This window comes from Kineococcus deserti, assembly GCF_050871945.1.
Taxonomy (GTDB): domain Bacteria; phylum Actinomycetota; class Actinomycetes; order Actinomycetales; family Kineococcaceae; genus Kineococcus.
This window is the reverse complement of sequence record NZ_JBJLSI010000038.1, coordinates 1-20,444: the sequence shown is the minus strand read 5'-3', so window position 1 is coordinate 20,444 and position 20,444 is coordinate 1. Positions and strand designations below refer to the sequence as shown.

Below are 20,444 nucleotides of genomic sequence, written 5' to 3'. Positions count from 1 at the left end.
GTCTCCATACCTGTCAATCGACAGGTATTCGACGACAGACCGACCGGAGGGACCGACGATGTCCGTTCCCGCTCCACGTCCGCGCCCCGACGCGGCGCCGGACAGCAGCGACCTCGGCCGCTTCGGCTACGGCCAGCAGCTGCGCCGCGACGTCGGCCCCTTCGCCTCCTTCGCCGCGGGTTTCTCGTTCGTCTCGATCCTCACCACCGTCTTCCAGCTCTTCGGCCTGGGGTTCGGGTTCGGCGGAGCCGGGTTCTTCTGGACCTGGCCGGTCGTGTTCGCCGGGCAGCTGCTCGTCGCCCTGTGCTTCGCCGAACTCGCCGCGCGGTTCCCCATCTCCGGTTCGGTGTTCCAGTGGTCGAGCCGGCTGGCCGGTACCGACTTCGGCTGGTTCACCGGGTGGATCATGGTCATCGGGCAGGTCCTCACCGTCGCCACCGCCGCGATCGCGCTGCAGGCCGTGCTGCCCACGATCTGGTCGGGTTTCCAGGTCGTCGGGGGACCCGCGGCCGACAGTTCCCCCACGTCGGCGACCGGTGCCCAGAACGCCGTCGTCCTGGGCGTCGCGCTGCTCGTCCTGACGACCGCGATCAACGTGATCGGCGTCCGGCTGATGGCGATCATCACCTCGGCCGGGGTCGTCGTCGAGATCGTCGGCGTCGTCGCCCTGGTCGTCGCGCTGTTCAGCCACGCCGAACGCAGTCCCGCCGTGGTCGTCACGACGACCGGTGCGGGGGAGGGGAACTACCTCTTCCTCTGGCTGGCCAGTTCCCTGATGGCCGCCTACGTCATGGTCGGGTTCGACTCCGCGGGTGAACTGTCGGAGGAGACCCGGGCGCCGCGGGCCACCACCCCGCGCACCATCCTGCGCGCGCTGATCGTCTCCGGGATCGGCGGCGCCCTCATCCTCGTCGGCGGCGTCATCGCCGCGCCGAGCCTGCTCGACGGGGAACTGGCCGCCGGCGGCCTGGCCCACGTCCTCACCGCCCGGCTCGGCGACGTCGGCGGCCGGTTGCTGCTGGCCAGCGTCGCGGTGGCGGTCGTCGTCTGCACCCTCGCGGTCCAGACGTCGGGTTCCCGGATGGTCTACTCGATGGCCAGGGAACGTGCGTTCCCGTTCGCGCAGGTCCTCGGCCGGGTCTCCCCGCGCACCGGAACCCCCGTCGGTGCCGCCGTCCTCGTCGGCGTCGGCGCGGCGATCGCCCTGGCGGTGAACTGGAACCAAAGCGCGGTGTTCACCGCGCTGGCCAGCCTGTGCATCGCCATGATCTACCTGGCCTACCTCGGGGTGACGCTGCCCCTGCTGGTGCGCCGGCTGCGCGGGGAGCTGCCCGGCGGCGTCGACGAGTTCGGAAAGCCGCTGTTCTCCCTGGGCCGCTGGGGAGTTCTCGTCAACGCCCTGGCCGTCGTCTACCAGATCGTCATGGTCGTCAACCTCGCCTGGCCGCGCGCCAGCGTGTACGACCTCACCGACGGCACCTGGTGGTTGCAGTACAGCGCGCTGCTGTCGATCGCCGGCGCCCTCGTCATCGGCTTCTTCGTCCACCGCCGCAACCGGGTCCGCCACGGCGGCCCGATCGTCCTGGGTGCGCTGCAGGTCCGCGCCCCGCAGCAGCCCGCCCCCGTGGAGGAACCCGCATGAGGAACACCGCCACCGTCTTCGCCGCCCGCGACGACGCCCGCGCCCAGGCCGGCACGCAGTCCGACTGGATGCCCTACCTGCCCGCCTCCGGTTCCCCGTTCGCCCCCGCCGGCGTCGACCCCGCGACCCTCACCTGGGCCGAGACCGTCGCCCCCGGTGGGTACACCTCCAAGGTCGTCGCCCGGGGAACCCGGATCCGTTTCTCCGACGTCACGGGTGACGCGTGCGCGAACGTCCTGCTGTTCTCCGCGGTCGCCCCGTGGGAACGGCTGAACGTCGCCGACACCCAGAAGGTCCCGTGGCAGGCCTACCTCGGGGAGGGCCACCCGCTGCTGTCGGGTGACGGGCGGGTCCTCGCGACGATCGTGCGCGACACGTCGGGCAGGCACGACGCGTTCTGCGGCACCACCTCCGACGCGTGGAACCTCCGCACGTACGGCGACGCCGCGCCCGAGGGGCCGAGCCCGTCGGGACGTGCCCTGCTCACCCTCGCCGCGTCGAAGCAGGGACTGGGGCCGCGCGACCTGCCGCCGAGCGTGGGTTTCTTCCAGGGTGTCCGCGTCGAGGCCGACGGGGGTTTCCGCTGGCTCGGCTCGGCCGGTGCGGGAGCCGAGGTCGACCTGCTCGCCGAACTCCCGCTGATCGTCCTGGTCGCCAACACCGCGCACCCGCTGGACCCGCGACCGGAGTTCACCGTCGGCCCGTTGCGCGTCCACGCGTGGCGCGCCGAACCCACCGGACCGGCCGACGAGCGGTTCACCCGGACTCCCGAACTGCACCGCGCGTACCTGAACACGATCGACCACGCGGAGGCGCGAGGACTGTGACCACCATCGAAGAGACCGTCCTGGACTGGAGCGGCCCCCTCGTCGACGGCGAGGTCGTCCTCGACGACCGCATCGCCGCCCGCGCCCCCTGGTCGGCCGTCGTGCGCGCCGGTCACGTCCTGACGATCGTCGACGTCGGCGGCAACCAGTCCGCGGACTGCCTGCTGTTCGCCGACGCCGACCGCTCCGAGCGGTACAGCGTTCCCGACACCCTCGCCTGGCAGGGCAACGCCTACGTCCGCACCGGCACCGTGCTGCGCAGCCAGTACGGCACCCCGCTGGCCACCGTCGTGGCCAACGAGGTCGAACGCCAGGACACCATCGGCGGCGCCTGCGGCAAGGAGTCGAACACGCTGCGGTACGGCCACCACACCGAGCACCAGCACGGCTGCCGGGAGAACTTCCTGGCCGAGGGCGCCCGCCGCGGCCTGTCCGCGCGCGACCTCGTCTCCAACCTCAACTGGTTCATGAACGTCCCCGTCGAGGCCGACGGGACCCTCGGCATCGTCGACGGCATCTCCGCCCCCGGCAAGCGCGTCGCCTTCCGCGCCGAGGTCGACCTGCTCGTCGTGATCTCCAACTGCCCGCAGGTCAACAACCCCTGCAACGACTTCAACCCCACGCCCCTGCGCACGATCGTGACGGCGCCGACGGGAGAGCCCGCATGAGCTTCGACACCCTGCTCGTCGCCAACCGCGGCGAGATCGCCCGCCGCATCCTGCGTTCGGCCCGGAACCTGGGCCTCAAGACCGTCGCCGTGTACTCCGACGCCGACCGCGCCGCCCCGCACGTGCGTGAGGCCGACACCGCCGTCCGGCTCGGCCCGGCCCCCGCCCGCGAGTCCTACCTGCGCACCGACGCCCTCCTGGAGGCCGCCCTGGCCACCGGTGCGGGCGCCGTCCACCCCGGGTACGGGTTCCTGTCCGAGAACGTCGACTTCGCCCGGTCCTGCGAGGACGCCGGCATCGCGTTCGTCGGGCCGACGCCGGAGCAGATCACCGCCTTCGGCTCCAAGCACACGGCCCGCGAACTGGCCGGTCGCGCCGGCGTCCCCATGCTCGCCGGCACCGGCCTCCTGCCGAGCGCCGACGAGGCCGTCGCCGCGGCCCAGCGGATCGGGCTGCCCGTGATGCTCAAGGCCACCGGCGGGGGCGGCGGCATCGGCATGCAGGCCTGCTCCACCGCCGAGGAGGTCCGCGAGGCCTACGACCGCGTCGTGCGCCAGGCCAGCGCGAACTTCGGCTCGGCCGGGGTGTTCCTGGAACGCCTCGTGCGCCCGGCCCGGCACGTCGAGGTGCAGGTGTTCGGCGACGGCCACGGCCGCATCGCCGTGATCGGCGACCGCGACTGCTCGCTGCAGCGCCGCAACCAGAAGGTGATCGAGGAGGCGCCCGCCCCGGCGCTGCCCGCGCACGTCCGCGCGCAGATCGCCTCGACCGCGGCCGAGCTCATGGCCTCGGTGCGCTACCGCTCGGCCGGCACGGTCGAGTTCGTCTACGACCCGGTCCGCGAGGAGGCCGCGTTCCTGGAGGTCAACACCCGCCTGCAGGTCGAGCACCCGGTCACCGAACTCGCCTACGGCGTCGACCTCGTCGACCTCATGCTGCGGCTGGCCCGCGACGGCCGCCACGACCCGACGGTGGCGGACGTCTTCGACCGCGAGTGGAGCGCGACCGGTGTCGCCGTCGAGGCCCGCGTCTACGCCGAGGACCCGGCCAGGCAGAACGCCCCCAGCCCCGGCCTGGTGACCAACGCGCAGTTCGCCGAGCTGTCCGGTGTCCGCGTCGACGGCTGGGTCGAGACGGGCTCGGAGATCACCCCGTTCTACGACCCGATGCTGGCCAAGGTCATCGCGGCCGCCCCCGGCCGCGACGCCGCGCTGGACCTGCTCGGCGAGGCCCTGACCGGTTCCCGCGTCGACGGCGTCGTGACGAACCTCGGCCTGCTGCGCTCGCTCGTCGACGACCTGCCGCTGCGCTCGGCCACCCACTCCACCTCGACCCTCGACGTCACCGACGATCCCGACCCGCGCATCGACGTCGTCAGCCCGGGCGCGATGACGACCGTGCAGGACCTGCCGGGCCGCCTCGGTCACTGGCAGGTCGGGGTTCCGCCGTCGGGTCCGATGGACCCGTGGTCGCTGCGCGAGGCCAACCTCGCCGTCGGGAACCCCGTCGGTGCGCCCGGCCTGGAGATCACCGCGACGGGCCCGACCCTGAAGTTCTCCACCGACACCGTCGTGTGCGTCACCGGCGCACCGGCCGAGGTGACGGTCGACGGGGTCGCACACCCGATGTGGGAACCCGTCGAGGTTCCGGCCGGCGCGACGCTGTCGATCGGGACGGCCGCCGGGCCGGGGTTGCGGATGGCCCTGGCCGTGCGCGGCGGGCTCGACGTCCCCCGCTACCTCGGCAGCGCGTCGACGTTCACGCTCGGCGGTTTCGGCGGCCACGGCGGCCGCGCGCTGCAGGCCGGTGACGTCCTGCGCCCCGGCGTTCCGGAGGGTGAGGGGTTCACGACCATCGCCGGTCCGGTGCCGGCCGACCGGCGACCCGAGTACACGCACGAGTGGACGATCGGCGTCACCGAGGGACCGCACGGCGCCCCGGAGTTCTTCACCCGCGCCGACCTCGACGAGTTCTACGCCACCGACTACGAGGTCCACCTGAACTCCGCCCGCACGGGGGTCCGCCTCATCGGCCCCCGGCCCCGGTGGGCGCGCACCGACGGTGGCGAGGCCGGTCTGCACCCCTCGAACATCCACGACACCCCCTACGCCGTCGGCGCGATCGACTTCACGGGCGACACCCCGATCCTGCTCGGCCCCGACGGGCCGTCGCTGGGCGGTTTCGTCTGCCCCGCCGTCGTCACCTCCGGTGAGCTGTGGAAGCTGGGGCAGTTGCGCCCCGGCGACCGGGTGCGCTTCCTGCCCGTCCGCGAGGAGGAGGCCGCGAGGCCCCGGCTCCGGCGTGCGGACCCGGCCTCCGGCGGTGACGGTGACGACGGGATCCTCGCCCGCGTCCCGGCGACCCCCGGCCGCCCGGCGACGACGTACCGCCGCGACGGTGACGACAACGTCCTCGTCGAGTTCGGCGACATGGTCCTCGACCTGGGCCTGCGGATGCGCGTGCACGCCCTGATGCGGGCGCTGGAGGAGAACCGCCCCGCCGGGATCCTGGACATCACCCCGGGCATCCGGTCGCTGCAGGTGCACACCGACGCGTCGGTGCTGCGGGCCTCGCAGCTCGTGGGGTTGCTGCGCGAACTCGACGACGCGCTGCCCCCGACGAGCGACCTCGTCGTGCCGTCCCGCCGGGTGCGGTTGCCGCTGTCCTGGGACGACCCCGCGACCCACCTCGCCATCGAGCGGTACATGGCCGGCGTCCGCGACGACGCACCGTGGACCCCGTCCAACCTGGAGTTCATCCGCCGCGTCAACGGCCTGGACTCGGTCGACGACGTGTTCCGCACGGTGTTCGACGCCAGCTACCTCGTCCTGGGCCTGGGGGACGTCTACCTCGGCGCGCCGGTGGCGACGCCGCTGGACCCCCGGCACCGCCTGGTCACCACCAAGTACAACCCGGCGCGGACGTGGACGGCGGAGAACTCCGTCGGCATCGGCGGCGCGTACCTGTGCATCTACGGCATGGAGGGCCCCGGCGGGTACCAGTTCGTCGGCCGGACCACCCAGATCTGGAACCGCTTCCGCCGCGGCGGGCTGTTCGAGGAGAACCCGTGGGCGCTGCGGTTCTTCGACCGCATCGAGTGGTACCCCGTCTCGGCCGAGGAACTGCTCGAACTGCGCGCCGAGACCGACGCCGGCCGCGGTGTCGTCGACACCGAGGAGGGCACGTTCTCCCTCGCCGAGCACGAGCGGTTCCTGGCCGAGAACGCCGAGAGCATCGAGGCGTTCCGCGCGACGCAGACCGCCGCGTTCGAGGCCGAGAAGACCGCGTGGCGGGCCTCGGGGGAGTTCGACGTCCGTCCCGAACCCGCCGCGACCGTCGCGGCCGGGCCCGTCGACCTGCCCGCCGGCGCGATCGGGGTCGAGGCCCCGTTCGCGGCGACCGTCTGGCAGGTGTCGGCCGACCCCGGCGCGAGCCTCGCCGAGGGCGAGCGCGTCCTGGCCCTGGAGGCCATGAAGATGGAGACCGCCGTGACCGCACCGGTCGCCGGGGAACTGCTCGAGGTCTACGTCAAACCCGGCGAGGCCGTCACCGCCGGTCAGGTCCTGTTCGCCGTCCGTCCGCAGGAAGGCTCCGCCGCGTGAGCATCGAACTGAAGGTCCGGCGGGCCTACGCCCGCATCGCCGACGCCGACCGCCCGGAGGTCTGGATCTCCCTGCGGCCGCTGGAGGACGTCCTGGCCGAGGCCGCGACGATCGACCCGGCCGCACCCCTGGCCGGGCTGCTCGTCGCCGTCAAGGACAACATCGACGTCGCCGGGCTGCCGACCACCGCCGCGGCGCCGTCCTTCGCCCACACCCCGGAGCAGGACTCCACGGCCGTCGCGCGGTTGCGGGCCGCGGGGGCGCTGGTGCTGGGCAAGACGAACCTGGACCAGTTCGCGACCGGGCTCGTGGGGACCCGCAGCCCGCACGGCGCCGTCCGCCACGCGTTCGCTCCCGACCGCATCTCCGGCGGGTCCAGTTCCGGGTCGGCCGTGGCCGTCGCGCTCGGCCTCGTCGACGTCGCCCTGGGCACCGACACCGCCGGGTCGGGCCGGGTGCCGGCCGCGCTGCACGGGATCGTCGGCGTCAAACCCACCCGCGGGCTCGTCCCGAACTCCGGGGTCGTGCCGGCCTGCCGCAGCCTCGACTGCGTGACGGTGTTCGCCCGCGACCTCGACCTGGCCCGCCGGGTCGCCGAGACCCTCCAGGGCCCCGACGGCCGGGACCCGATCGCCCGCCCGGTCGAGGCGTTCCCCGCCGCCCCGGCGACCCCGCGCATCGCCGTCCCCACACCCGAGCACCTCACCGGGATGGCCGACGGCTGGGCGCAGGCGTTCGCCCGGTACGTCGACCGCGTCCGGGCCACCGGCGCCGAGGTCGTCGAGGTGGACATCGCCCCGCTGCTGGAGGCGGCCGAACTCCTGTACGGCGGCGCCTTCGTCGCCGAGCGCACCGCGGCCGTCGGCGCGCACATCGCGCAGCACGCCGACCTCGTCGGCACCGACCTGGACCCGACCGTCGCCGGCATCGTCCGGGCCGGTGAGGCCGTCACCGCGGTGGACGTCTTCCGCGACCGGGAACGGCTCGACCACCTCGGGGCCCGGGCCCGGGAGCTGCTGGCCGGGACCACGGCCCTGCTCACCCCGACCACGACGTGGCACCCCACGCTGGCGCAGGTGGCCGCCGACCCGGTCGGCGCGAACTCGCGGATGGGCCGGTTCACGAACTTCGCCAACCTGCTCGACATGGCCTCCCTGGCCGTTCCGGCCGGGACGGTCGACGGGCTGCCGTTCGGGGTCATGCTGACCGGACCGGCCTTCAGCGACCGGGCCCTGGCCGCGCTGGCCGCCCGCTGGGCCGACCAGGCCGTCGACCTGCTCGTCGTCGGCGCCCACCTGACCGGGCACCCGCTGAACCACGAACTCGTCGCCGCGGGGGCGACGCTGGTGGGACCCGCCGCGACCGCCCCGCAGTACCGGCTGTTCGCCCTGGACACCGTCCCGCCCAAACCCGGGATGCTGCGCGAGCAGGACGGGGCGTCGATCGAGGGGGAGGTCTGGCGGCTGCCCGCGAGCGGGTTCGGCGCCTTCACCGCCGCCCTGCCCCAGCCCATGACCATCGGCGCGGTGACGCTGGCCGACGGCCGGGTCGTGCGCGGCTTCCTCGCCGAGCCCGCCGCCGTCGCGGGGTCGCGGGAGATCACCGCGTTCGGGTCCTGGCCGGCCGCCCGTCGCGCCGGGCTGACCGGGCCCGTGGCAGCATCCCCGGTGTGAGCGGGCGGACGGGGACCGGACGGGTCGGCCGGCCCCGTACGCGGGGCGCCGGCGACGACGGGCGGACCCCGCGTCAGGAGATCCTCGACGCGGCGGCCGCGCTGTTCGGCGAGTCCGGGTTCGCCGCGACGTCCACCCGGGCCATCGCCGACCGCGTCGGGATCCGGCAGGCCTCGCTGTACCACCACTTCGCCGGCAAGGACGAGATCCTCGCCGAACTGCTGGAGGCGTCGGTCCGGCCCACGTTGGACCTGGCCGACGCCGTCCGGTCCGCGGCCCCCGACCCGGCCGCCGCCCTGCACGCGCTCGTCGTCGTGGACGTGGGCACGCTGCTGGCGGGGCCGCTGGGCATCGCCGCGCTGTACGTGGCCCCCGAGGTGCAGCAGCCGCGCTTCGAGGAGTTCCGCGAGCACCGCCGGCAGCTGCAGGCCGTCTACACCGAGCTGGCGGCCGACCTCGTGCCGGCCGGTCACCCCGCGTCCGCGCAGGTGCTCGGCGCGGCCTGCCTGCACCTGGTCGAGATGGTCGCCACCCTGCCGCGCACCCACGACGTGGCCGACCAGGTCGCCGCCGCGTGCCTGGGGGCCGTCGGCGTCACCGGCTCTCGCGCGGCGATGGCCGCGCGGGAGGGGGCACGGGTCCGGGCCGGCCTGCGGGTTCCGCTGCGCTCCGTGAGCCGGTAGGCCGGTCGGGTTCCTCCCTGCTCCGTTCAGGGTGATCTCGTCGTCGCAGGGTGAGGCACCGCCGCGGGCCTGCCGATGCTGCGGGAGGTGAGACGCGCGTGGCGATCCACCGCGGACCACCGACCGAACTGCGAGGGAGTGCGATGAAGACAGTCCTGGCCATCGAGACGACGAGGCCGATCGGCGTCCGGGACCTCAACGGGTTCATCTCCGGGATCGCCGAGCGCGTGCCCGGCTGCTTCGTCTCCCAGGGCCCGAGCAGCCGCGGGAAGATCACCGTGACGATCCTCGCCCCGCAGGCCGTGCCCCTGGAGGTCGCCGAGACCGTGCTCGACACGCTGCCCGAGCTGTGCGACGCCATCAGCGGGATCAGCCTGCAGGAGAACGTGCGCCGGATGCCGCCGCGACCGCGGCCCGCTGTGCCGGTGCCCGCCTGACGCACACCGGCCGGTGGTTCACCCCAGCGGCGTGAGGGAACCGGCACCGACCAGGTGGACCCCCCGGGCCCGGGTTCCGCGTCGACGGCACCCCTCGAGGAGTTCCCCGGCCCACGACAGGTCCGCGGGCTGGACGTCCTCCGGCTCCGCCCGCACCAGCGCGAACGCGACCGAGCCGATCCCGGCGGTGTCGTCGTCGACGACGTGCCCGAGCAGGGTCAGCAGGTTCTCCACGAACGAGCCGTCGGGCCGCGGGGGGACGTCCTCGACCACGATCAGCGCCGACCCCTGCCGACCGTCCGCGTCGAAGACCTGGACGCGCAGTTCGGCGCCCCTGGCCGGCGGGGGATCGATCGTGGCCAGCAGGCGCCACCGGTCGCCGAGGTCGGCGGCGGTCAGGACGGGCGGCAGGTCGGTGCGGTGCGGGATCGGCATGGTTCCAGCGTGCCGCCCGCGGCACCCGCACCCGCCGGTCGTCCACAGCGCAGCCACCCCCGACCCACCTGTGCACGCGCCGATGACTTCCGCGGCCCGCCGGGGTCCGACCTGGGTGATCGACCTCCGGCCCGCGGCCGCCGACCTCGCCGCTCTCGTGCAGGACGTCCCCGAGGACGCCCTGGACCGTCCCACACCCGTCGACCGTCCGGTCGCGGCGCTGCTCACCCACATCGGCGGCCTGGCCGTGGCCTTCACCCACGCCGCCCGCAAGGACCTCGGTCCGCAGACCGCAGCCCCACCGCCCGACGTCGTGCCGCAGGACCTGGCGCCGGACTGGCGGAGCGTCTACCCGGCCCTGCTCACCGGACTCGGTTCGGCCTGGACCGACCCCGCGGCGTGGGAGGGGACGACGCAGGCCGGCGGCCTGGAGATGTCGGCACCCGAGGCCGGCGCGGTCGCGCTGGACGAACTGGTCCTGCACGCCTGGGACCTGGCCGTCGCCACCGGCCGCGCCCACGTCCCCGACGAGGCCTCCCTGGCGGTCGTGGAGCAGTTCGTCGCCGCGATCCCCGACGACCCGGCCGCGCGGCAGGGGCTGTTCGGGCCGCGGCTCACCCCGGCGCCGGACGCGACCCGCTTCGAGCGGGTGCTCGCGATGGCCGGGCGGGACCCGCGCTGGACGCAGGCGGCGGTGGCGGTGGCCGACCGTACGTGATCTCCGGCGCTGCGCGCCGGCCCCAGGAGGGCGTGATCAGGCCGGGACGCCCTCCTTGGCGACGATCGCCTCGACCGTCGCCTCGTCCAGGACGAACAGCTCCGTGCCGTCGCCGGGGGAGGGCACGCTCAGCACCGTCGCGTGCACGGCGTCGGGGGAGACCTCCACCAGCAGCGCCCCGTGCCCCCGGACGATCCGCTCGCGCCCGCGCGCCACGAGGACGTCGCAGCGGTTGGCGACCCCGGGCGCGACGAGCGCCGTCAGTCCCGACCGCAGCGTCGCGGCGAACGGGTGGTGGTAGTGCCCGGACAGCACGGCCCGCACGTCCGAACCGGCCAGCGCGGCCAGCAGGTCGGCCGGGTTCTGCAGCTTCAGCCCCTCGTGCAGGACGGTCGGGGCGGGCAGCGGGGAGTGGTGCACGACGACGACCGACCCCTTGGCCGCCGGCGTCGCGAGCACCGAGCGCAGCCACTCCAGCTGCCCCTCGTCGAGGAACCCGTACCCGCAGGCGGGCACCGAGGAGTCCAGCACCACGATCCGCAGCCCGTCGACGTCGTGCACCGACCGGGTCGGCCCCAGCACCTGCGTGAACTCCGCGGGCAGGTCGTGGTTGCCCATCGCGAACACCGGCACCGCGCCGTGCGACCGGGCGAACGGGCCGACCAGGTCGCGGGCGGTCTCGTACGAGGCGACCGTCCCGTCGTCGGAGACGTCACCGGAGACGACGACGGCGTCGAGGGGTCCGATGCCGTGCAACGACTCCAGCACGTGCCCCAGCGCCGCGGTGGTGTCCACCAGCCCCTGGTGCAGCGCGCCGGCCGCCATGAGGTGCGTGTCGGACAGGTGCAGGATGCGCGTCATTCGTCGCCCTCGTCGCTGTTGCCGTTGCCGTTGCCGTTCCCGTTCCCACGCCCGTTGCCGTTGCCGTTGGCGACCCCCGCCGCGTTGTCGTCGGAGTCGGACTGCGAGGACCGGCTCCCCGACGGGCTCGCGGTGCTCGTCGAGGTCGAGGACCCGCTCGGCGTCGACGTCGGCGTGCTCGTCGCCGTCGGCGTCGCCGTCGGCGTCGCGACCACGACGAGGGTGACCCGGCTGCCGACCTCGACGCGCGTCCCTGCGGTGAGGTCCTGGCTGACGACCGTGCCGGGTTCGCCCTCGGCGTCGGAGGACTCGGAGGAGTTCACCGTCAGGCCGGCGCCGTTCAGCGTCTGCGTCGCCTCGTCGAGCGTCTGGCCGGTGACGTCCGGCACCTCGACCTGCCCGCTCGCGATGTTGACGTTGATCGCGGTGCCCGGTGCCTGCTGGCTGTTGGCCGCCGGGTCGGTGGAGACGACGAGGTTGGCGTCGACCGAGGAGTCGTCGACGGTGTTGACGTCCCCGATCGTGAACCCGGCCTGCGTCAGCGCCGCCCGCGCGTCGGCCTGCGAGCGCCCCCGCACGTCCGGGACGGCGATGGCCGCCGGACCCGAGGACACCACGACGTTGACGTTGCTTCCCACGGTGACCGACGTCCCGGCGACCGGGTCGGTGCTCACGACGTTCCCGGCCGGGACCGTGTCGTCGTTCGCCTCGGTGACGACGGGCACGAGTCCGGCGTCCTGCAGCTCGGCCTCGGCGTCGGCGCGCGCGTCCCCGACGACGTCGGGCAGGTCGACCGCTGCGGGAGTCGTCGCCGTCGCTCCCGGGTCTCCCGCGCCGCCGCTGCGGTCCAGCAGCGCGTACCCCACCCCGCCGATGCCCAGCACGAGCACGACGATGAGCAGCACCCACGGCCAGCGCTTGCGGCGCTCCTCCTCCGGGGGGATGCCGTCGTCGTCGACGCGCGGCAGCGCACCCGTCGGCGGGGCCGCCACGACCGGCGGGGTGACCGTGGTCGGCGGGGCGGCCTGGAACTGCTGGGTGGCGGCCGTGGGCGCGAAGCTCGCCCCCCGCAGCGGCCGGCCCTCGACGGCCCGGCGCAGGTCGTCGGCGAAGTCGGCGGCGGTCTGGTACCGGTGCTCGCGGTCCTTCGACAGCGCCATGAGCACGACGTGGTCGACGGCCGGCGGGATGTGCGGGGCCAGCGCCGACGGCGGCCGCGGCTGCTCCGAGACGTGCTGGTAGGCCACGGCGACGGGGGCGTCGCCGACGAACGGCGGCCGGCCGGTGAGGATCTCGTACAGCAGGCAGCCGGTGGAGTACAGGTCGCTGCGGAAGTCGACCTGCTCACCGCGGGCCTGCTCGGGCGACAGGTACTGCGCGGTGCCCATGACCGCCGAGGTCTGGGTCAGCGTCGCCGAGGAGTCGCTCACGGCCCGGGCGATGCCGAAGTCCATGACCTTGACCTCGCCCGCGGGCGTGATCATGACGTTGGCGGGTTTGATGTCGCGGTGGACGATCCCGTTGCGGTGGGAGTACTCCAGCGCCCCGAGCACACCTTCGGTGATCGACAGCGCCTCGTCGATGGCCAGCGGGTGGTCGGTGCGCAGCACGTCGCGCAGGGTGCGGCCCTCGACGTACTCCATGACGATCCACGGCAGCTGGACGCTGCCCCCACCGGGTTCGGTGGTCTGCTCGGCGCCGGTGTCGTAGACGGCCACGATCGAGGGGTGGTTCAGCCCGGCCGCGGCCTGCGCCTCGCGGCGGAACCGGGCCTGGAAGGAGGGGTCGCGCGCCAGGTCGGCGCGCAGCAGCTTGACCGCGACCGTCCGCCCGAGGCGGGTGTCACGGGCGACGTGGACCTCGGCCATCCCGCCGCGTCCGAGCAGGCTTCCGACCTCGTAGCGGCCGCCGAGCACGCGCGGCGCCGGCACCCCGTGGCCAGTCGTCGTGTCCGTCACTGCTCTCCCCGTCCTGCCTGAACCGTCTGCTCAACCCTGCGGTCACTCACCGAGAGCCGCCTCCATCACCGTCTTGGCGACCGGGGCGGACAACCGCCCCCCGTACGCGCTCTCGGTCGACCCGCCGTCCTCGATCACCACGGCGACCGCGACCTGCTGGTCGCCGCGCTCGGCGTACGAGGTGAACCACGCGTACGGCGGCAGCCCCACCCCGTGCTGGGCGGTGCCCGTCTTGCCCCCGACGGTCGCCCCGTCGATCTGGGCGCGGGTCCCGGTGCCGTCGGAGACGACGAGCTCCATCATCTGCTGCAGCGTCCGCGCGGTGTCGGTGCTGACGGCCCGGCCCAGCTCGGTCGGCGAGGGTTCCTCGATGACCTCCAGGGTGTCGGAGTCGCGGATGTTCGCGATGAGGTTCGGTTCCATCGCGACCCCGTCGTTGGCGATCGCGGCCGAGATCATGGCGACCTGCAGCGGCGTCGAGACGACGCTGCCCTGCCCGATGGCGGAGTAGTCCAGCAGCGGGCCGGCGACGTCGTCCCCGGTGGGGTAGCTGCTGGTGGCGACCGACGTCGGGATGCTCAGCGACTCCCCGAACCCGAACTTCGACGCCTGCTCCTCCAGGGCGTCGGCACCGAGCTGTTCGCCGAGCCAGCCGAACGCGGTGTTGCAGGAGATCTTCAGCGCGTCGGCCAGCGACACCTTGTCGCCCGGCCCGCAGGCCGTGCCCTCGTCGTTCTTCAGGGTGTTGTCGGTCTGCGGCAGGTCCAGCTCCTGGGGCCCCTCGAGCTGGGAGTCGGCGGTGTAGTCGCCGCTCTCCAGCGCCGCCGCCGCCGTGACCAGCTTGAACGTCGACCCCGGCGGGTACAGCGAGCCGGTGGCCCGGTTGACCAGCGGGTCGTCCTCGTCGGCGTTCAGCGCGGTCCAGGCCTGCTCCTCGACGTCGCCGTCGTGGCTGGCCAGCGTGTTCGGGTCGTAGCTGGGGCTGGAGACCATCGCCAGCACGTCACCGGTCGCGGGGTCGAGCGCGACGACGGCGCCCTTGCGCCCGTCCAGGGCGTCCCAGGCCGCCTGCTGCACCTTGGGGCGCAGCGTCAGCGTCACCGACGCCCCCTGCGGCTGCTCGCCGGTCAGGATGCTGGACAGGTTGCGGTAGAACAGCTCGTCGGCCGACCCGGCCAGGACGTCGTTCTCCGCGCGCTCGATGCCGCTGGTCCCGTAGCGCAGCGAGTAGTAGCCGGTGACCGGCGCGTACAGGTCGCCCGCGGGGTAGGTGCGCTGCCGCTCGTACTGGTCCTCGCTGGGCACGCTCGTGGCGATCGCGGCGCCGCCGTCGACGAGGATCGCCCCGCGCTGACGGCCGAACTCCGCGTACAGCTGCCGGGAGTTGCCCGGCATCGCGTTCAGCTCGTCGGCGCGGACGAACTGGATCCACGTCGTCGAGGCGAACAACGCGAAGAACAGGAAGGCCATCACCAGGGACAGCCGGCGCAGGGGACGGTTCACCCGATCCTCACCGCCTGCGTCACACCGGTGTCGCCGTCGGGGCCGTTGCGGACCTCCGCGGCCGGGCGGCGCGCCAGGTCCGAGACCCGCAGCAGCAGCGCCACGACGATCCAGTTCGACACCAGCGAGGAGCCGCCGGCGGCCAGGAACGGCATCGTCAGACCGGTCAGCGGGATGACCCGGGTCACCCCGCCCACGACGACGAACACCTGCAGGGTGACCGAGAAGGCCAGGCCCGCGGCGAGCAGCTTGCCGAACCCGTCGCGCACGCCGATCGCCGTGCGCAGACCCCGCTCGACGAGCACGACGTACAGCACGAGGACGGCGAACAGGCCGACGAGGCCGAGCTCCTCGCCCAGGGAGGAGTAGATGAAGTCCGAGTTCGCGTACGGCACGGTCTGCGGCCGGCCCTCGCCCAGCCCCGTGCCGAGCAGCCCGCCGTTGGCCATCCCGTACAGGCCCTGGACCAGCTGGTAGCTGGAGCCGCTGCGGTTCTCGGCCGTGAAGGGGTGCAGCCAGATGTCGACGCGGGCCTGGACGTGACCCATCGTCGTGGCGGCGAACACCGCCGCGGCCGAGAACATCAGCAGACCCAGGACGATCCAGCTGACCCGCTCGGTCGAGACGTAGAGCACCGCGACGAACAGGCCGAAGAACAGCAGCGAGGTGCCCAGGTCACGCTGCAGCACCAGGATCCCGATGCTCGCCGCCCAGGCCAGCAGGATCGGCCCGAGGTCGCGGGCGCGCGGCAGCTGCAGGAACAGCACCTTCTTGCCCGTCAGGGACAGGGCGTCGCGGTGCACGACGAGGTAGCCGGCGAAGAAGACCGCCAGGCAGATCTTCGCCAGCTCACCCGGCTGGAAGGAGAACGGGCCCACGCCGATCCAGATCCGCGCGCCGTTGATCGTGCGGCCCAGGCCCGGCACCAGCGGCAGCAGCAGCAGGACCAGACCGGCCACGGCCGCCGTCCAGGTGTAGCGGCGCAGGATGCGGTGGTCGCGCACGAACGCCAGCACCACGCCCGCCGCGACGATCCCCAGCGCCGACCACAGGAACTGGCGCGAGGCCGCCGAGGAGTCCAGCGCCACGTCGATCCGGTGGATCATCACCAGCCCGATGCCGTTGAGCAGCGTGGCGACGGGCAGCAGCAGCGGGTCGGCGTGCCTGGCCCGCCAGCGCAGCAGCAGGTGCAGCAGCACCGCCAGCCCGCCCAGGCCACCGGCGTAGGCGAACAGGTTCGGCGGCAGCGAACCGTCGAGGGTCAGACCCACGACGGCCCAGGCGCCACCGGCGATGACGACGGCGAGCACCACCAGCAGCAGCTCGACGTTGCGCCGGGTCGTGGGGTAGACGGGCAGCACGGTGGCCATCAGCCGACACCTCCGCAGTCCTCGGGAGCGACGGTCGGGGTGGGACTCGCCGTCGGCGAAGCCGGGGCCGTCGCCGTCGCCGTGGGGTCCACCGTCGGGGAGGGCGTGGGCGCGGTCGCCGCCCGGCACGCCGCGGCCAGGTCCTCCAGCTCGGCGACGGTGTCCCGCGCCGCGTCCAGGTCGCGCGAGGTGATGCGCGCCTCGACCCGGTTCGACCACGTCGTGGGCAGGTCGGCCAGCGCGATGTCGGTGGTCTCCAGCACGTGCGAGGTCTGCAACGGGCCGATGTCCTGGCTGAGCCCCTGGTAGATCGCCACCGAGTCGCCGTCGGCGCCGACGAAGTACTGCTGCTGGCTCCACCGCCACCCGCCGAGCGCGCCGGCGGCGAGCAGCAGCACGAGCAGCACCGGGCCCACGATCCACCGCACCCGCCGGCGTCGGCGCTCGCGGTCGGTCAGCTCGGGCCGCTGATCGTCGTCCTCCGCATCGTCGCCGGACTCCTCGGCCGCCGCGCGCAGGGCGGCGGCCCGGGCCGCGGGGGTCCCCGCGGCCGAGGAGCGACGGGGACGGTGGAACGCCGCGGCGCCCACGACCTGCGGGGTCGTCGAGGGGGGAGCGCCGCCACCGAGTTCGACGACGTCGGCCACGACGCAGGAGATGTTGTCCGGCCCGCCACCGCGCAGCGCCAGCTCGACCAGGCGCTGGCAGGTGGCGTCGGGGTCCATCCCGGCCGACAGGGTCTCGGCGAGGGTGTCGTGGCTGACGACGCCCGACAGGCCGTCGCTGCACAGCAGGTACCGGTCGCCCGGGCGCGCCTCGCGCACCGAGACGTCGGCCTCGTCGTCCGCGCGGCCCGTGAGGACGCGCATGATCACCGACCGCTGGGGGTGGCGTTCGGCCTCCTCGGGGGTGAGCCGGCCGTCGTCGATGAGCGACTGGACGTAGCTGTGGTCCTTCGTCAGCTGCGTCAGCTGCCCGTCGCGCAGCAGGTAGCCGCGGGAGTCGCCGATGTGGGCCAGCACCAGGCGGGTGCCCGCGCGCAGGATGGCCGTGACGGTCGTGCCCATCCCGGCCAGGTCCGGTTCGGCCTCGACCCGGCGGCGCAGCTGGGCGTTGGCGGACTCGAGGGCGTCGTGCAGGTGCTGGGCGGCGTCGTCGCTGCCGTGCGACTCCCCGTCCAGGACCGACATCTCGCCCACCGCCAGCGAACTGGCGACGTCGCCACCGGCGTGCCCGCCCATGCCGTCGGCGATGACGAGCAGGTGCGGGCCGGCGTACCCGGAGTCCTGGTTCGTGGTGCGTCCCAGCCCGACGTCCGAGCGCGCGGCGTAGTTCAGCGCGATGGCCACGGGCTACCTCCGGAGCTCGAGCACGGTCTTGCCGATGCGCAGCGGCGTGCCGGGCTCGAAGGGGGCGGGGGCGGTCAGGCGGTCGCGGCCCAGGGTCGTGCCGTTGGTGGACTGCAGGTCCTCCACGACCCAGCCGGTGCCGGCGGGGTTGGGCGTGATGCGCACGTGCTTGGTCGAGGCGTACTCGTCGTCCAGGACGAGGGTGCAGTCCGCGCCGCGGCCGATGAGGACGGCGGCCTGGCCCAGCGTCAACGTCGTGCCGCGCAGGGACCCCTCGGTCACCACGAGGGTGGCGCGCTTGGGCCGGGCCGGCTCGGCGGGAGCGGGCTCGGCGGGTTCGCGCCGGGGCCTGGCCTGGGCGCGTTCGGTGCGGCGGGCCGTGACGCGCGTGCCCAGCAGGTCGGCCCGCAGCACGCCGACGATCGCCAGGACGAACACCCACAGCAGTGCCAGGAGCCCCAACCGCAGGACGGTGAGGGTCAGTTCGCTCACGGAGCCGTCCCCGTCACGATCACGTCCAGCTCTCGTCGCGCCGGGCGGCGTGGAACACCAGCTTGGTGCGGCCCACGGTGACCACCGCGCCGTCGAACAGGTCGACCGAGGACACCCGCTCGCCGTCGACGAACGTCCCGTTGGTCGAGCTCAGGTCGGACAGCCTCGCGCCCTGCGGAGCCACCCGGACCTCGGCGTGCCGGCGCGAGACGCCCGGGTCGTCCAGGACGACGTCGGCCTCCGAGCCGCGGCCGATGACGGTGACCGACTCGGCCAGGACGTACTGGCGGCCGTCGACCTCCAGCCGGGGCCGTCCCGCGTCGCTGGTGCGCGGGGTGGCCGGGGCGATCCGGCCCTTGACGGTGGAGGACAGGACGCGGAAGACGCCCGTCTCCAGGTCGTCGGCCTCGTGGAAGCCCACCCGCACCGGGCCGACGAAGGAGTAGCGCTGCTTCTCGGCGTGCTGGGTGACGGCGGCGACCAGCTCGTCGGCGAGGGTGTCCTGCCAGGAGGCGATCTTGTCGTGGTCGGCCTGGCCGAGCTCGACGATGAAGCTGTTCGGCACGAGCGTGCGCCCGCGCGAGAGCACGGCGGCGCGGTCGTCGAGCTCGCGGCGCAGCGCGCTGGCGACCTCGACGGGTTGGACCTCGCTGCGGAAGGCCCGTGCGAACACACCGTTGACGGCACGTTCCACGCCCCGTTCGAAGCGGTCGAGCACTCCCACGTCGGGCCTCCTCCCATGATCGTCCCGGTTGTCCCAGCCTTCGGCATCGTAGCCGGGGACGTCCTTCCCGCCCGTGTGGGCGAGGTGGTGGCGGGTGAGGGTGGCGTGAGGACCCTCTCGGGGCTGGTACGGTTGAGGGGTAAGCGCGAGTGGCGGAATAGGCAGACGCGCACGGTTCAGGTCCGTGTGCCCGAAAGGGCGTGGGGGTTCAACTCCCCCCTCGCGCACTTACAGCGAAGGCCCCGGTCGACAGACCGGGGCCTTCGTCGTTCCCCGGGAAGCATCCGGTGCCGGGACGGCTTGCTCCGGGCATGACCGACTCCCGCGACGCCCTCCTCGACCTCGTCGGCTCCACCTCCCGCGGCGTCCTGGTGACGCTCAAGCGCGACGGCCGGCCCCAGCTGTCCAACGTCACCCACCACTACGACCCGCAGCGCGAGCTGGTGCGGGTCTCGGTCACCGCCGACCGGGCGAAGTCGAGGAACCTCGAGCGCGATCCGCGGGCGAGCCTGCACGTCACGTCGCCGGACTTCTGGAGCTGGGCCGTCGTCGAGGGGGACGCGTCGCTGTCGCCGGTGGCCGAGCGCGAGGACGACGAGACGGTCGCCGAACTCGTCGAGCTGTACCGCGCGCTGGCGGGCGAGCACCCCGACTGGGACGAGTACCGGCGCGCGATGGTCGCCGACCGGCGGCGCGTCGTCCGACTCGCAGTGGCTCGCGTCTACGGACAGACCGGGTGACAGTCGGGAACGTGGCGGTGCTGCACCGGGCCGATCTGCGTCCCACCAAGGTCGAGGCGCTGCGCCGGTGGCTGCCGCGGCAGCCGTGGAGCGCACTGACCGACGGCTCCGAGGTCGTCGAGGTCGGTCGGTTCCGGTTCGACGACCCGGCCGGGGAGGTGGGCGTCGAGACGCTGCTGGTCAGCACGACCGGCGGTCCCGTCCTGCAGGCGCCGCTGACCTACCGCGGCGCCCCGCTCGAGGGCGCGCAGGAGCACCTCGTCACGACCATGGACCACTCGGTGCTGGGCCGGCGGTGGGTCTACGACGCCGTCGCCGACCCCGTCTACGCCGACGTGCTGCACCGCGCCGTCGCCACCGGCGGCACCGACGCCGACCTGCAGGTGGAGGTCGACGGGCGGCTGGAGCCGGCCGCCAAGCACGCCGGTGCCCGTGGCAGCGGCTCGGCGGCGAGCGCGCCGACGATCCGCGAGGTGCGGGCGAGCACCTCGGGTGCGCTGACGACGATCTCGACGGCGGTGGGGGACCTGGTGGTGATCCGGGTGCTGGGGACGCCGGCCCCGGCGGGGGAGACGCTCACCGCCGCCTGGAGCGGCGGCCCGCCCTTCCTCCTGGCCGTGCTCGCGGGGTGAGGGCGCGCCCGGTGCGGCGCGCGGTGACCTCGCGCGCGATGACCGGGTACGCGGTGACCTCGCGCGCAAACCCCTGTCCGCGCCCGGTGCGGCGCGCGGTGACCTCGCGCGCGATGACCGGGTACGCGGT

18 protein-coding genes and 1 tRNA gene are annotated in these 20,444 nt (G+C 74.0%); 11 read left to right on the top strand and 8 right to left on the bottom strand.

Features of this window, described 5'->3' with window-relative positions; genetic code table 11:
* The first annotated feature begins 58 nt into the window (after positions 1-58).
* The 7 genes from ACRYR2_RS21600 (at position 59) to ACRYR2_RS21570 (ending at position 9,532) form a co-directional block, all read left to right on the top strand.
* Positions 59-1,642: an APC family permease gene (locus ACRYR2_RS21600; protein WP_432564954.1), complete on the top strand. Its 1,584-nt coding sequence runs from the start codon at positions 59-61 to the stop codon at positions 1,640-1,642.
* Complete coding sequence (locus ACRYR2_RS21595; RefSeq protein WP_432564953.1) at positions 1,639-2,469, top strand: urea amidolyase associated protein UAAP1; 831 nt, start codon at positions 1,639-1,641, stop codon at positions 2,467-2,469. Before ACRYR2_RS21600 ends, ACRYR2_RS21595 begins: the two co-directional genes overlap by 4 nt.
* Positions 2,466-3,137, top strand: a complete 672-nt coding sequence (locus ACRYR2_RS21590; protein ID WP_432564952.1) for an urea amidolyase associated protein UAAP2 — start codon at positions 2,466-2,468, stop codon at positions 3,135-3,137. Before ACRYR2_RS21595 ends, ACRYR2_RS21590 begins: the two co-directional genes overlap by 4 nt.
* Positions 3,134-6,739, top strand: a complete 3,606-nt coding sequence (uca, locus tag ACRYR2_RS21585) for an urea carboxylase (RefSeq protein WP_432564951.1) — start codon at positions 3,134-3,136, stop codon at positions 6,737-6,739. Before ACRYR2_RS21590 ends, uca begins: the two co-directional genes overlap by 4 nt.
* Positions 6,736-8,412: an allophanate hydrolase gene (gene atzF / locus ACRYR2_RS21580; protein ID WP_432564950.1), complete on the top strand. Its 1,677-nt coding sequence runs from the start codon at positions 6,736-6,738 to the stop codon at positions 8,410-8,412. Before uca ends, atzF begins: the two co-directional genes overlap by 4 nt.
* Entirely contained in the window at positions 8,409-9,095 is a 687-nt protein-coding gene (locus ACRYR2_RS21575; RefSeq protein WP_432564949.1) for a TetR/AcrR family transcriptional regulator, read from the top strand. The genes atzF and ACRYR2_RS21575 overlap by 4 nt, the downstream gene beginning before the upstream one ends.
* A 143-nt stretch (positions 9,096-9,238) precedes the next feature.
* Positions 9,239-9,532, top strand: a complete 294-nt coding sequence (locus tag ACRYR2_RS21570) for a hypothetical protein (protein WP_432564948.1) — start codon at positions 9,239-9,241, stop codon at positions 9,530-9,532.
* A gap of 18 nt (positions 9,533-9,550) precedes the next feature.
* Here the strand turns inward: ACRYR2_RS21570 and ACRYR2_RS21565 are convergent, their stop codons facing one another.
* Positions 9,551-9,967, bottom strand: coding sequence for a hypothetical protein (locus tag ACRYR2_RS21565; protein ID WP_432564947.1), 417 nt, complete (start codon positions 9,965-9,967; stop codon positions 9,551-9,553).
* 115 nt (positions 9,968-10,082) lie between these two features.
* Here ACRYR2_RS21565 and ACRYR2_RS21560 point away from each other — a divergent pair, with 115 nt between their 5' ends.
* A complete protein-coding gene (locus tag ACRYR2_RS21560) occupies positions 10,083-10,685 on the top strand; it encodes a TIGR03086 family metal-binding protein (RefSeq protein WP_432564946.1) in 603 nt (200 codons plus the stop codon).
* 36 nt (positions 10,686-10,721) lie between these two features.
* Here ACRYR2_RS21560 and ACRYR2_RS21555 read toward each other — a convergent pair whose 3' ends face one another.
* The 7 genes from ACRYR2_RS21555 to ACRYR2_RS21525 are packed head-to-tail and all read right to left on the bottom strand — an operon-like array spanning position 10,722 to position 18,942.
* Positions 10,722-11,546: a metallophosphoesterase family protein gene (locus ACRYR2_RS21555; protein WP_432564945.1), complete on the bottom strand. Its 825-nt coding sequence runs from the start codon at positions 11,544-11,546 to the stop codon at positions 10,722-10,724.
* Complete coding sequence (pknB, locus tag ACRYR2_RS21550; RefSeq protein ID WP_432564944.1) at positions 11,543-13,504, bottom strand: Stk1 family PASTA domain-containing Ser/Thr kinase; 1,962 nt, start codon at positions 13,502-13,504, stop codon at positions 11,543-11,545. The genes ACRYR2_RS21555 and pknB overlap by 4 nt, the downstream gene beginning before the upstream one ends.
* Positions 13,505-13,546: 42 nt before the next feature.
* Positions 13,547-15,007 carry a peptidoglycan D,D-transpeptidase FtsI family protein gene (locus ACRYR2_RS21545; protein WP_432564943.1) on the bottom strand — a complete coding sequence of 487 codons (1,461 nt, stop codon included), beginning with the start codon at positions 15,005-15,007 and terminating at the stop codon, positions 13,547-13,549.
* Positions 15,004-16,377: an FtsW/RodA/SpoVE family cell cycle protein gene (locus tag ACRYR2_RS21540; protein ID WP_432564942.1), complete on the bottom strand. Its 1,374-nt coding sequence runs from the start codon at positions 16,375-16,377 to the stop codon at positions 15,004-15,006. Before ACRYR2_RS21540 ends, ACRYR2_RS21545 begins: the two co-directional genes overlap by 4 nt.
* Positions 16,377-17,726 carry a PP2C family protein-serine/threonine phosphatase gene (locus ACRYR2_RS21535; protein ID WP_432564941.1) on the bottom strand — a complete coding sequence of 450 codons (1,350 nt, stop codon included), beginning with the start codon at positions 17,724-17,726 and terminating at the stop codon, positions 16,377-16,379. Before ACRYR2_RS21535 ends, ACRYR2_RS21540 begins: the two co-directional genes overlap by 1 nt.
* Before the next feature lie 3 nt (positions 17,727-17,729).
* A complete protein-coding gene (locus ACRYR2_RS21530) occupies positions 17,730-18,218 on the bottom strand; it encodes an FHA domain-containing protein FhaB/FipA (protein ID WP_432564940.1) in 489 nt (162 codons plus the stop codon).
* 19 nt (positions 18,219-18,237) lie between these two features.
* Positions 18,238-18,942, bottom strand: coding sequence for an FhaA domain-containing protein (locus ACRYR2_RS21525; protein ID WP_432564939.1), 705 nt, complete (start codon positions 18,940-18,942; stop codon positions 18,238-18,240).
* Positions 18,943-19,085: 143 nt separating this feature from the next.
* Between ACRYR2_RS21525 and ACRYR2_RS21520 the strand changes: the two genes are divergently transcribed.
* The 3 genes from ACRYR2_RS21520 (at position 19,086) to ACRYR2_RS21510 (ending at position 20,314) form a co-directional block, all read left to right on the top strand.
* Positions 19,086-19,169: transfer RNA gene (locus tag ACRYR2_RS21520), tRNA-Leu, on the top strand.
* 84 nt (positions 19,170-19,253) lie between these two features.
* Positions 19,254-19,682 (top strand): PPOX class F420-dependent oxidoreductase, encoded by a 429-nt coding sequence (locus ACRYR2_RS21515; RefSeq protein ID WP_432564938.1) that lies wholly within the window; start codon positions 19,254-19,256, stop codon positions 19,680-19,682.
* On the top strand, positions 19,679-20,314 hold the full coding sequence (locus tag ACRYR2_RS21510) for a CG0192-related protein (RefSeq protein ID WP_432564937.1): 636 nt from the start codon (positions 19,679-19,681) through the stop codon (positions 20,312-20,314). Before ACRYR2_RS21515 ends, ACRYR2_RS21510 begins: the two co-directional genes overlap by 4 nt.
* The last annotated feature ends 130 nt before the right edge of the window (positions 20,315-20,444 follow it).